Raw genomic sequence first — 13,087 nt, 5'->3', positions numbered from 1 at the left:
GTGAATGACCACTATTTCGCCTCTGCCATCTTCGCCTGGATCTGCTTCATGCCGTCCTCGCCGCCGACCTGGCCGGAGATCAGGCCCTGGATGACCTGGAAATAGGTATCGAGCACGATGCCGGGCAGATAGACGCTTGGATTGTAGCCGACGCCGCCGGCGGCAGCCGCGAAGATGTCCTTCAGCACAGGGGTCGGCGGCTCGACGCCCGGGATTTCGCGCGGATAGATCATCGTGCTTGCCGGATCCTGCGCGCGCTTCTTCATCACCGCATCCGACAGCATGAAGTCGATCCACTTCATCGCGAGTTCGGGCTGCCGTGAGTTGACCGGCACCAGCCAGCTCCAGCCGACACCGCCGGTCGGTATCGCTGCACCCTTGATGTCGGAGGGCATGGGCGCGTAACCGGCGTTAGCGAGGTCATAGCCGGCCTTGCGGGCGTTAGCGGTAAACCACGGGCCGGCAACGAACATCGCCGCCCGCTTGTTGAACCAGAGGCGCGAAGCGCCGTCGAGATCGAGACCTGCCATTTCCTTCTTGATGGTGCCCGCCTCGACGAGATTCTGCAGCCGGATGGCGCCGGCGGCGACGGAGGGATCGTCCCAGGCGATCTCGCGGCGCAGCGCCTTGCCGATCACTTCTTTGCCGCTCGCCGATTGCAGCAGGTTGCCGAAGAGGTGGCCGGCGCTGCCCGTGGTGCGCGGACCGATGGCGATCGGCTGCAGCCCGGTTTCCTGGATCGATTTCGTCAGCGCTTCGAATTCGGTCCAGGTCGCCGGGATCTTCCAGCCAGCTTTTTCGAAAATATCCTTGTGATACCAGATGCCAAGCGCATCAAGGCCATCGGGGACCTCGTAGATCTCGCCACCGAACTGGCCCTTCAGCTCGGTGTAGAGCCAGGGATAGATCTCATCCTTCCAGCCCCGCTTTTCATATTGCTCGGTGAGCGGCATGACCTGCTTGGCATTCCTGACGACGCTGATGCGGCCGATGCCGGAATTGGTGAGGATCACATCAGGGCCGGCATCCGACTGGATCACCGCCTGCACCGCGCCGTTGCTGATCGTCCCGGTCGGCGGCATGAATTCGACGGTCACGCCGGGATTGGCCTTTTCGAAATCGGCCTTGATGCCGTTCCACAGCTGCGCCACCAGCGGTTCGGTGATCTGTTCGGGACCCCACATCTTCAGGGTTTCGGCATGCGCCAGCGAACTTGCGGCGATCATCGCCACTAGCGCCGTGCTGCGGGCAAGAAATTTCAGCATTGCTCCCTCCTCTTGGGGCCGCTCCACGGCCACGTTTTTCGATTGTTGAAAAGGAGACCTCCCTCTCCTTCTTTGCGCCTGGCGTGCCATACGGTTAACGCGCCGGATTCCCCTTCTTAAACCGCGCCATGACGGCCTGCTGGACATCGCTGATATGCGCATGCATCAACGCCTTTGCGCGGGGGATGTCGCGAGCCCGGAACGCCTGCAGGATCTGATCGCGCTCTTCGGCTGCCCTTTCGGCCAGATCGCGGCTCTCATTGGCGATCGAGCGGCAGATCTGGATCTGCAGCGCGAGCCGTGCCAGCGTTTCGATCAGCGGTGCGCTTCCCGAAAGCTCGGCGATGGTCTCGTGAAACTCCTTGTCGCGAATGCCGTAGGTCTCCATGTCGCCTCGACGCAATGCGGCCACCGCCTCATCCAGAATACGCTCGAAGCCGGCGATATGCCGGTCGCTCATCTGCGGCACGGCAAGCTCGACGGCGAAGCATTCGAGCGTCTTGCGCAGATCGTAGAGGTCATCGATCTCCTTCGGCGTGAAGCTGCGCACGAAGAAGCCGCGATAAGGCTTGATCTCGATCAGCCCTTCCTTGGCGAGCGTGCCGATCGCTTCGCGGAACGGCGTGCGGCTGACCTGCAGGCGTTCCGTCAGTTCCTTTTCGTCGATCGAGACCCCGCTCGGGAGCTCGCCGGAGACGATCAGGCGAACGATTTCCTCGTAGATCCGCTCGCGAAGGGTGAGATGGCGCGGTGCGTTCATGGTCTCCATTTCCGTCTGGCATTCGTCATTTAAGTATGCAATATACGAACAAATATACAATATGGAAAATACAAAACTCGGAATTTTATCGGAAGAAACTTGGAGACCGATCAAAAAAGGGGAGGAAAACCAATGGGAAAGGTCTATATCGTCGGCACCTGCGACACCAAGCGTGCTGAACTGAGCTACGCCAGGGAGGTGGTTCTTTCGGCCGGAGCCGATGCCGTTCTGGTCGATGTAGGCACGCTTGGGGAAGGCGCTGCCGGCGATATCCAGGCGCGCGAAGTCGCCGAATTTCATCATGAGGGCGCGGCAGCCGTGCTCGGGCAGACCGATCGGGGAACCGCGGTTTCGGCCATGGCCAAAGCGCTGACGGCGTTCCTGAAATCGCGCAACGACATCGGTGCCGTGCTCGGCCTTGGCGGCACCGGCAATACCGCGCTGGTGACTGAGGCAATGCGAACGCTTCCGATCGGCCTGCCGAAACTGATGGTCTCGACGGTCGCCTCGGGCAATGTGGCGCCCTATGTCGGCCCGAACGATCTCACCATGATGTATTCGGTCGTCGACATCGCCGGCTTGAATGCCATCTCGCGCAAGGTAATCGGTAATGCGGCAAATGCGGCGGCCGGCATGGCCCGCAACCCCATCCCCGTCTCCAGCGATGACCGGCCGGGCATCGGCATGACCATGTTCGGCGTCACCACCTCCTGCGTCAACCAAGTCCGCGAAATGCTCGGCAAGACGCATGAAATCTACGTCTTCCATGCGACCGGCGTCGGTGGCCAGTCGATGGAGAAGCTAGCCGATTCCGGCCTGCTACAGGGCGTGATCGACGTGACGACGACGGAAGTGCCCGACCTTCTCATCGGCGGCGTCTTTCCGGCGACCGAGGATCGCTTCGGCGCCATCATCCGCACCGGCCTGCCCTATGTCGGCTCGGTCGGCGCCGTCGATATGGTGAATTTCGGCGCGCGGGACACCGTGCCGGCGCCCTTCCGCGACCGCAGGCTTCACGTCCACAATGCGCAGGTGACCCTGATGCGCACCACCCCGGAGGAAAACCGCAGGATCGGCGCCTTCATCGTCGAGCGGCTCAACCGGATGCAGGGCCCGGTCCGCTTTCTGCTGCCGCTCCAGGGCGTTTCGGCCATCGACGCAGCCGGTCAGCCCTTCCATGACCCCGAAGCCGACGCGGCGCTGTTTGCCGCCATCCGTAACGGCTGGCGCGAGGCGCCGAACAGGCGTCTCGTCGAGATAGACGCCCATATCAACATCCCGGAATTCGCCGCGGCACTCGTCGCCAACTTCCGTGACATCCATGCCTCAAGGAGGGAATTTTGACCCGTAACGACAGAAACGACATTCTGAGCAAGCTCCGCCGCAAGGTCGCCGAGGGCCGGCCGATCATCGGCGGCGGCGCCGGCACTGGCCTTTCCGCCAAGAGCGAGGAGGCCGGCGGCATCGACCTGATCGTAATCTACAATTCCGGGCGTTACCGCATGGCCGGGCGCGGCTCGCTCGCCGGCCTGCTCGCCTACGGCAATGCCAATGAGATCGTCAAGGAGATGGGCCGCGAGGTTCTGCCGGTCGTGCGCCATACGCCGGTGTTGGCGGGCGTCAACGGCACAGATCCCTTCATGCTGCCCGATCACTTCCTCGACGAGTTGAAGGCGATGGGTTTTGCCGGCATCCAGAACTTCCCGACCGTCGGGCTGATCGACGGCACGTTTCGCGCCAATCTCGAAGATACCGGCATGGGCTTCGATCTGGAAATCGACGTCATCGCCCGTGCGCACGCCAAGGATATGCTGACGACGCCCTATGTCTTCAGCAGCGATGACGCCGCCGCCATGACCAAGGCCGGTGCCGATATTGTGGTCTGCCATCTCGGCCTGACCACGGGAGGTGCGATCGGCGCGGAATCGGCACTGACGCTCGACGGGTGCGTGGAGAAGATCAACGAATGGGCGGATGCCGCAAGGTCGGTGCGCGACGATGTCATCGTGCTCTGCCATGGCGGTCCGATCGCCATGCCGGCGGATGCGGCCTATGTGCTTGCCCGCTGCAAGGGCTGTAACGGCTTTTATGGTGCCAGCTCGATGGAACGTCTACCGACAGAAGTCGCGATCAGGGCGCAGGTCCTGGACTTCGCGAAGATATAGGTGTGGCGGTGCAACGCGGCCAAGCCGGAACCGGCACGCTGCGGGCAATGTCGCAGATAAAGTCGACAAACATCCTCAGGGAAGCCGCGAGCGTCAAGTCGGGGAACGACACCTATGGCAGCCATATCCACTGCTCTAAGGTCCTCGGAATGTACCATATGTGGAAGTACTTGATCTGACAACGTCAATCGCGAGACTCGGAGCGTATCGGAGCTAAAATAGACGGGAATGTTCAGGCCCATCCGAGGGTATCCAAAAATACGCTACGGTACGATCTAATGCACTGAAAAAACTTTCTGCCAGCATCTACTGGTATCTATCCGTGGGCATAGATGGGCGGTGCTGGTCCGCCTGCGGGCATCGCCCATAGTGATCATCGCGAAATTTGAACGTACTGCCAGGGCAAATGAGGGTCTTGATGGGAGCCGAACCAACGACCCCGTCATTCGACATCTTGCCTGCAGTTGACGAGAAGCGCGAAGTTTCATGAATGCCTGAGCCTGGAGAAGCTAAATACTACGCTAACGCCACAATGCCGAAATTGGCACCGCGGACAGGCGCTCCCCAAACGGGACCACCTTTTCATGGTCGTATAAGACCATGCCTGAAACAAACCGCTCTCCACATGCTTGGGCCAACATTCGCAATCCGGAAAAGTCGGAAGTCGAAACGGATGCTGCCGCTTTTATCTCGATACCGACAACCATGCCTCTTCTGTCTTCGATGACGATATCGACTTCGTTCTGCTGCTTGTCGCGAAAGTGTGAAAACTCAAAGCCGGTATGTCCGCTGTTGGCGAGTTTAAGGACCTCGCCAAAGACGAAAGTCTCCAGCAAGGCTCCGAACTGCCCTCTGTCATCCCGGAGTCTCTCCAGAGAGAGGTCGCGAAGGGAGGCGAGAAGACCAGAATCGAGGAAATGTATTTTGGGGGTCTTAGTCAGGCGCTTCAGTTTGTTGGAAAACCAGGGTTGGATCGTTCGGGCGAGGAATAGACTTTCGAATATGGCAACGTATTTTTGCGTGGTGACGTGGTTCATCCCGATGGCGGCCCCAATTCCCGAATAGTTCACGAGTTGTCCCGAATGTTCAGCCAGAATGCGTAGCAGGCGCGGCATTTGCGCGATCTGCTCGATTTGCGCGACGTCGCGAACGTCGCGTTGAACGATCGCTTGGATATAATCCCCATACCAGTCCTGTCTGCGGTTCAAGGTTTTGCGACCCAATGCCTCCGGATATCCACCTGCCAGAACTGCAGCCACCAGGTCGTCACCGACGATTGGTTGTCCGGCTTTAGCTTCGTTTCGGAAGGCGTCGACCAAAAAGCTTCCACCGGCTGTTCTGATCTCGCTTTGAGCGAGCGGCAGCAATCGGACGACCTCCATACGCCCTGCGAGCGAGTCTGCGACGCGTGGCAGCGTCATGAGATTGGCTGAACCGGTCAGAAGGAAACGCCCTGGACGCTCGTCAGTATCCACGCTTTCCTTTATCGCCAACAACAGCTCGGGAGCGCGCTGAATTTCATCGAGAATGGCGCGATCCATTCCTCTTACAAAGCCAACTGGATCCCGTCGCGCGGCGTTGAGCGTTGTCGCATTGTCTAGCGTGTAATACTCCATTCCTTCGTTGGCCATCTTCTTCGCCAACGTTGTTTTTCCGGATTGTCGGGGCCCCGCAATCAGCACGACTCGGGTGTCTGACATGGCGTCGGCGACGCGTTGCTCGACGAGTCTTGGATACAGCGGCATAGCTTCATTCCTTTAATTACCATTTGAAACTATGATAATGACCAATTGAAAGTCAAGGAATGACCATCTGAAATCCATCTGGCGACTGATTGAAACAGGGCCAAAACCAGGTAGCCCAATCCGATCCGGCGCCGCGTCACCCTTATCCTTATCCGCTTCCGGCCTCCCCGCGCGGCGCCAGGTTGCCAGGAGCCGTTCAAGATTAGAAAAGTTGCCGGTGTACCCGCGGTGCTTGATGTCATGAAACAGATGCCGCCCACGGCGATTGCCGTCCCTCCAACACTGGATGAGAACGGCTTCGAAATACAGAGGGGATGTTGGCTGCAGCGCTTCCCTGCGCCGGTCGGGTGGGGTTTCGAACGTCAGCCACTTCGCGATGCTGCGACGGTCATATCCCGTGCGACGCCCAATCTCCGAGCAGGTCAGGCCTTCTTTGCTCAAGGCGTGCACCGTCTCGAACACCTCCTTCCGGGACTGCCTATGTGTCCGGCGAAGCTGATCGGGCCAGCGCGTTCCAGGCGCCTGCTCATGCGAAGCCTGATCGTCATGATCAATCTCAATGTCCTCGTCTGGCAGCAATGTCCTGCCTGTAGCTCGTCCGGAGAGGCTCATCTGTTCCTCGATAGCAAGACGCAGATTCTGGATGAGATGAAAGCGGTCCGCCACCTGAGACGCTTGCGGGGCACCTTCACGAGCAGCCTGCGCGTAAAGCCCGCATCGATCTCGGCCGACCACCTCAATGGAGGGATGCCGCTTCAACCATTGTGCAACGCTTGTCACGCTCCGGTCCTCGAGAATGTCCATGACCTTTCTGCGCTCGAGATCGACGATGATCGTGCCGTAGCGCCACGATTTCCTCCAACTCCAGTCATCGATACCGATGATCCGCGCGGGTGGCTCGTTGTCGACCTGTGAAGCCATGCGCTTCAAGTGCCGAAGGATGGTGTCGTCGCTGACCGGCATCCCGAGCTGTTTCATCAAGCGCTCTCCTGGGCGTCCGCCTGTGCCGTGACCCAGAAGGCCAACTATCTTGGCGACCCTCGTTGTCGTGCGGGCGTAGGGCCGGCGATCTCCGGGATCAGGTCGGTGAACGTTTGCCGTTCGCACTGCCGATAACTGCAACGCCAGCGGCTTAATCGCAGCCTTACCGTCACTTCATTGCCCTGGGTCGGCAGGTCCTGGAGACTGCGGTACGACCAGCCGTGCCGACTTCTGCTCTGTTTCCGGCAATCTGGGCAAATACCCGAGGATGCTCCGCCAGCAGACACAACCCAATCACCATCGATGCCCGGACCGGGCGACCATTTCGATTTTGTTCGCATCCCCGTCCATACCGGGATGACCGCTAACGACTTGTTAACCACACAAAGTGAGGAAGACCCCAGTTAAGTGCCAAACGACAGCTCGACTCAAATCCCTCGCAATGCTTCGTTGCTGCTTGGAGGACTGGGCATGGCATACGAGTGGGACGAAGGCCGCGCACGAAAAGTGCGCGTCATTAAGTTGGCATCTGTGTGGGCATTGACCGCCTCAGCACTCAGCTTTCCAGTGGCCTTGCTTTTGACCGCATTTCCCGAAGTCACTGAAAATTCCGGCTCTTCACCTTCAGCGTATCGATATGAAGGTCATCTATGTAAATTTCCCGCGGCCTCACGCCCATCGGCGGCCGCTCGCGGCTGTCGGGGCTGCCGGGTGATCCATGCGCGAACTCGTCGCCACGGCCTGTCGGCACCCGGAATGTGTCCCGCTCGCCAAGGCTTGCCAGATCGGTGGTTAAATCGAACATCCGTTGCGCCACCAGATGCACGACGCCCCCTTCGCGCTGAATCTTGCCGTTGATCGCCATCATCGCGGATCCGAGCACGACGCGGCGCTGCTTTTCGAACAGGCTCGGCCAGACGACGATATTGGCAACGCCTGTCTCATCCTCAATGGTCATGAACATCACACCCTTGGCGCTGCCGGGCTTCTGACGGACGAGAACCAGACCCGCCGTCATCAGCCAGCGGCCATCGCGCGCCGTTGTCGCCTCGGCACAAGTGACGATATTTCGGCGGGCGAGATCCTCTCGCAGGAAGCTGACCGGATGGGCTCGTAGAGTGACCCCGGTATGCCCGTAGTCCTCAACGACATTGGCGCCTTCGGTCATCTGCCGAAGCGTCACATCCGGCTCCTGCTGTTCGGCAATCACTTGCCGCTCGCGATCGGCAGCCGCCGCGAATAGCGGAAGTGGCTCGTCGCGCAAGGCTTTGATCGCCCAGAGCGCATCACGTCGTTCAAGCTTGAGAGCCGGCCGGAACGCATCAGCTTCGGCAAGCTTGACCAGGGAGGCCGACGACACGCCGGCGCGCCGCCACATGTCATCGATGGAAACGAAGAGCTCGTCGCCGCGCGCCACTGCAATCTTTGCCGCATCCTGTTCAGGCAGCCCCCTGACCAGGCGCATTCCCAGACGCACGGCATGGCGGTCGGTCCCCTCGATCTCTTCCAGCGTGCAATCCCACCGCGAACGATTGATGCAGACCGGCCGGATCGCAACCCCGTGGGCTCGGGCATCGGTGACGATCTGAGCCGGCGCGTAGAATCCCATCGGTTGCGCATTGATGAGGGCAGCACAGAACACATCCGGATAATGGCATTTCACAAAGGAGGAGGCGTAGGCGATCAGAGCAAAGGAAGCGGCATGGCTTTCGGGAAAGCCATAGGAGCCAAAGCCCTCGAGCTGCGAAAAGGTCTTCTCGGCGAATTCCTCGGTGTAGCCGTTCTTCACCATTCCCTGGACCAGCTTGTCCTTGAACTTACTGACCCCGCCGGTGAACTTGAATGTCGCCATCGAGCGTCTGAGTGCGTCGGCCTCGCCGGCGGTAAAACCGGCACAGACGATCGCCACCTTCATGGCACTTTCCTGAAACAACGGCACGCCCAGCGTCTTGCCGAGCACGGCCTCCAGTTCCGGCTTCGGATAGACGACCGCCTCCTTGCCTTCGCGCCGTCTCAGGTAAGGATGCACCATGTCACCCTGGATCGGACCGGGGCGAACGATCGCCACCTGAATGACCAGGTCGTAATAGGTCTGGGGTTTCAGCCGCGGTAGCATCGACATTTGAGCGCGGGATTCGATCTGGAAGGTGCCGAGCGTGTCGGCCTTGCGGATCATCGCGTATGTCGGCGCATCTTCCGGCTCTATGGTGGCGAGATCGAGCGTTATACCCTTGTGTTCCTCCAGAAAGGCAAAGCTCTTGGCCATGCAGGTCAACATGCCCAAGGCCAGCACATCCACCTTCATGAACTTGAGCGCCTCGATATCGTCCTTGTCCCATTCGATGGTCTGGCGGTCCTGCATGCGCGCCTGTTCGATCGGCACCAGTTCGTCGAGGCGGTCATTGGTCAGGACAAAACCGCCCGGATGCTGGCCCAGATGACGAGGGGCGCCCATCAGTTGTTGCGCCAGTTCCAATGTCAGCCGCAGGCGGCGGTCGGACATGTTCATGTTCAGCTCGTTGACCTGCTTTTCGCCGACGCCCTCCTTGCTCCAGCCCCAGACGCCGGCAGATAGCGCCGTGATCATGTCTTCGGGCAGGCCGAGCACCTTGCCGACATCGCGAAGCGCGCCCTTGGCGCGGTAGCGGGTGACGGTCGCGCAAAGGGCAGCCTTCTGCCGGCCGTAGGTCTTGTAGATCCACTGGATCACCTCTTCGCGTCTGGCATGTTCGAAATCGACGTCGATGTCGGGCGGCTCGTTGCGCTCGGCTGAGATAAAGCGTTCGAACAGCAGATCGTTTGCGGCCGGATCGATCGCCGTGATCCCCAGCACATAACAGACGGCGGAGTTGGCAGCACTTCCCCGGCCCTGGCAGAGTATATCTTGAGATCGCGCAAAGCGGACGATGCTGTAAACCGTCAGGAAGTAAGGGGCGTAGTCGAGTTTGCGGATCAGATCGAGTTCGTGATTGAGGGTCTTCACCACATCATCAGGCACACCCTCGGGGTAGCGATCGCGCACGCCCTCCCAGGTGAACTTCTCCAGTGTCTGCTGTGCCGTCAATCCGGGGGTGATCGCTTCCTCGGGATATTGGTAGGTGAGCTCGTTCATGTCGAAGCGACAGCGATCGACAATCTCGCGGGTGCGGGCGAGCGCCTCGGGATAGCGGCTGAACAGACGGTGCATTTCTTCAGGGGGCTTCAAAAAACGATCGGCGTGCCGTTCGCGCAAGAACCCGGCCCGGTCGATGGTGGTACGATGGCGAATGCAAGTGACGACATCCTGCAGCTGTCGCCTGCCTGGCTCATGAAACAGCACGTCATTGGTGACGACCGGCCGGACCTTGTGCCGGATCGCCAGGCTGTTGAGCTCGTGCAGGCGCAGTTGATCGTTCGGCCGCCGGCGCAGCGTCAGTGCCATATAGGCGCGGTCGCCAAATATCTCCTTCACCTTGCGCAGCTGGACGGCGCATGCGTCATCGGCCTCGTCGGGGATCAGGACGGCGAGCAGACCCTCCGCATAAAGAGCCACATCCGTCAGATCGAGGATGCACTTGGCTTTGCCGCCCCGCTCCTTGCCGAGTGACAGCAGCCGGCAAAGCCTCGAATAGGCCGCCCGGTCCGTCGGATATACCAGCATCGACATGCCGTCTGTCAGATCGAGCCTGCAGCCAACCACCAGCCGGACCCCGGTTTCCTTGGCCGCCTCCCAGGCCCGCACGATGCCGGCAAGGCTGTTGCGATCAACAATGCCAAGCGCCTCGATACCGAGTGCCTTGGCCGTGGCAAACAGCTCATCGCAACCTGACGCACCACGCAGGAAAGAAAAATGACTGGTGACCTGGAGCTCGGCGTAGCGCATCAGCCATAGATCCCGTGCAGAAACCATTTGGCCGTTCCGGTCGCGGGATCCACACCGTCGCCGGAACGATAGACCCAGAAGCGATTGCCGTCCTCGTCCTCGACCGAATAATAATCCCTGACAGCTTCCATCTCGGATGAACGAACCCACCACTCGCCGAATACACGTTCCGGCCCGTCACCACGCTTGATGCGCCGGCGCTTGCCGCGCCAGGTCATGGATGCCGGCGGATGGTCGGGTGTGAGCGCAATCACCTCGATCCGTTCCGGGCGCGCCAGCATGCGGCTCGGCCGCGGCCAGCGGGTCGGCCAGGCCTGACCCAGCTTTTCGGAAATGGCGGAGACACGGCCGACATTGCGCTCGGGAACGTCGCTTTCGACCGGCGCCAGCCGGTACATGCGCTGGCCGCGATTTCCAAAACTGTCGAGCAGCGGCGTCACGTCGACGATGGTTTCTTCGACCAGCGAGGAGATCGACTGCTTCTCTTCAAACGGTTCGATCAGTGTCGCGGCAAGCGACAATTTTTCGATGCCGAACCCGGGATCGATTTTCTCGATGCTGGAACAGAGAAGCTTTGTCAGGTGCTGGACATCACGCACCGGCTTTGCCGTGCCGGCGCGAAGGGACTGCAATGTGTTGTCGACGCGGTAGATGATCAGATCGGCGCGGCGAACGCCCTGCCCGCGCGTTTCCAACGCCACGCAGAGTTCGACCACCAGCTTGCCGATATATTTGGCGATAGTCTCGGCAGCCCCGATCGGCTCGGAAAAGGATCTGATCACTTCGATCAGGTCCGCTGTGCGAATGGGGTCGATCGGTTCGACGACACGCCCGAACATTTGATCGAGCCGACGGCCGACCTCCGGCCCGAAGCGCAGTGTTAGAGGCGCCCGTGGCGTTGCGGAAAGCTCGCCGACGGTGCGAAACCCGAGTACCGCCAGGCCGCTGACGATGTCGGAAGGCAGGCGAAGGCTGGAAATCGGCAGGTTGACAACGGCCTTGGCCGTTTCTCCAACCGGCACGATGATTACCTGCCGCCGCATGGCGCGGGCAATGGCGTGGGCGCTGCCCCAGGTGTCGGCGATGGCGCCGCGGGCCTGAAGGCCGCGGCCTCTCAAAGCGTTGACAAGGCCAGTGAGCATCGCCAACTCGCCGCCGCGCAGATGGTCGGCGCCCTCGGTATCCATCACGATGCCATCGGGGCTGTCGATCGCCACCACCGGCGTATATTGGCGCAGCATCCACAGCGCCAGGCGCTCGACCGCCAAGGCATCACCGATGGGGTCGGCATCGACGAGATGCAGGCCGGATATCATCGCCTGGGATTTGGCGGCGGGCATGCCGATCCGCACCCCGGCTTTGTAGGCCGCAGCGTCGATCGCAGCCACGGTGCGTTTCGATCCGCTACGGGCAACGACCGCCACCGGTGTCTCAGCCAAAATTCCGGGATCCGCGCGTCTGATCCTGTCCGTCGACAGCGTTGGGAGAAAGACTGATACGACCCGTGGCATCGCAGGCACCTATTTCAAATTCCGCGGCTTCTCCCGCTCTTGCTCTGATCAGTTCCGCCAGCCAGCGCGCGCGCCCGATGCCCGGCACGGGAAGCGGTTCGGAAGGAAGAACGCTGATCCGCCACCGCGTCGTGGCAGCGGTGGGTTGACCAAAATCCGCAGCCTCGGTCGGGCGCCGCCATCGTCGAAGCGCAATTCCGATCGTTCCCGACGTTTCAGCCGCAAGCTGCAGCCGTCTGGAAGCCGTCATCGGCAGTCGCACCAGCTCGGCGACGACGGCGCCAAGCCCGCCAAAACGCAGGCCCTCCTCGAAATTCGTGAGCACGTCCTCTTCCCGGTCGGCTTCGACATAGATTACCCGGTCATGATGGAGGCCCGCCTGCGCCAATGCCGGCGCAAACAGATCCGGCCGTGTCAGGCACCAGAGGATGTCGCCCTTGGTGCGCGCGACAATGCCGGCGACAAACAGAGCGGCGGCCGCGCCATGCACCGCGTCGGCGCCACCACCGGCCACTTCGTGCAGTGCGCCGCGGGCCAACCCACCACCGGGTAGCTTGGCGTCGATCTCGGCAATACCAAACGACAGGACCTCGCCCTTGCGCGCAGCTCCGCCTTCAAGCCGCCGGATGCGGTCCTGAAGCTCGGAAATGACGGGGTTGGCGGCAGTGATTGGCATCGGTTTCCAACGTCAAGAGTGCATTTGCATCGTCAAAAAAAGGCTGCTATGTTCTGTTTTTGTTCTTTAAACAGTGATGAGTCAACGGGCAAGAATCGGGTGGACTGCAGCCAGCATCAAGA

At 60.7% G+C, this 13,087-nt stretch carries 8 protein-coding genes and 1 pseudogene; 2 read left to right on the top strand and 7 right to left on the bottom strand.

All coding sequences use genetic code 11. From position 1 onward, the window contains the following. Positions 1–11: 11 nt before the first annotated feature. Both ACZ9EJ_RS24345 and ACZ9EJ_RS24340 read right to left on the bottom strand, forming a co-directional pair. A complete protein-coding gene (locus ACZ9EJ_RS24345) occupies positions 12–1,265 on the bottom strand; it encodes an ABC transporter substrate-binding protein (RefSeq protein ID WP_046635123.1) in 1,254 nt (417 codons plus the stop codon). A gap of 94 nt (positions 1,266–1,359) precedes the next feature. Further along, on the bottom strand, positions 1,360–2,025 hold the full coding sequence (locus ACZ9EJ_RS24340; protein ID WP_046635173.1) for a GntR family transcriptional regulator: 666 nt from the start codon (positions 2,023–2,025) through the stop codon (positions 1,360–1,362). Between the two features lie 132 nt (positions 2,026–2,157). On the opposite strand from ACZ9EJ_RS24340, the gene ACZ9EJ_RS24335 reads away from it, so the two are divergent. Together ACZ9EJ_RS24335 and ACZ9EJ_RS24330 are read left to right on the top strand one after the other, a co-directional pair. Continuing rightward, positions 2,158–3,369, top strand: a complete 1,212-nt coding sequence (locus ACZ9EJ_RS24335) for a Tm-1-like ATP-binding domain-containing protein (RefSeq protein WP_046635121.1) — start codon at positions 2,158–2,160, stop codon at positions 3,367–3,369. Then, positions 3,366–4,190: a phosphoenolpyruvate hydrolase family protein gene (locus ACZ9EJ_RS24330; RefSeq protein WP_046635119.1), complete on the top strand. Its 825-nt coding sequence runs from the start codon at positions 3,366–3,368 to the stop codon at positions 4,188–4,190. The genes ACZ9EJ_RS24335 and ACZ9EJ_RS24330 overlap by 4 nt, the downstream gene beginning before the upstream one ends. A 521-nt stretch (positions 4,191–4,711) precedes the next feature. On the opposite strand, the gene ACZ9EJ_RS24325 is transcribed toward ACZ9EJ_RS24330, so the two are convergent. From ACZ9EJ_RS24325 to ACZ9EJ_RS24305, 5 genes and pseudogenes are all read right to left on the bottom strand, one after another. Further along, positions 4,712–5,935: an ATP-binding protein gene (locus ACZ9EJ_RS24325; RefSeq protein WP_046635117.1), complete on the bottom strand. Its 1,224-nt coding sequence runs from the start codon at positions 5,933–5,935 to the stop codon at positions 4,712–4,714. Between the two features lie 150 nt (positions 5,936–6,085). Beyond that, positions 6,086–7,257, bottom strand: a pseudogene (locus ACZ9EJ_RS24320) (ISL3 family transposase); the annotation flags it as partial. 257 nt (positions 7,258–7,514) lie between these two features. Next, the gene (locus ACZ9EJ_RS24315; RefSeq protein ID WP_046642551.1) at positions 7,515–10,778 is read right to left on the bottom strand and encodes an error-prone DNA polymerase; all 3,264 of its coding nucleotides are present in this window, start codon (positions 10,776–10,778) and stop codon (positions 7,515–7,517) included. Then, positions 10,778–12,289, bottom strand: coding sequence for a Y-family DNA polymerase (locus ACZ9EJ_RS24310; protein WP_046642552.1), 1,512 nt, complete (start codon positions 12,287–12,289; stop codon positions 10,778–10,780). Before ACZ9EJ_RS24310 ends, ACZ9EJ_RS24315 begins: the two co-directional genes overlap by 1 nt. Then, the gene (locus tag ACZ9EJ_RS24305) at positions 12,210–12,965 is read right to left on the bottom strand and encodes an ImuA family protein (protein ID WP_046642553.1); all 756 of its coding nucleotides are present in this window, start codon (positions 12,963–12,965) and stop codon (positions 12,210–12,212) included. Before ACZ9EJ_RS24305 ends, ACZ9EJ_RS24310 begins: the two co-directional genes overlap by 80 nt. Positions 12,966–13,087 lie beyond the last annotated feature (122 nt).

It is taken from the genome of Neorhizobium sp. USDA 3394, from assembly GCF_056280385.1.
The sequence above is the reverse complement of the archived record's forward strand: the minus strand, read 5'-3'. Positions and strand labels throughout refer to the sequence as shown.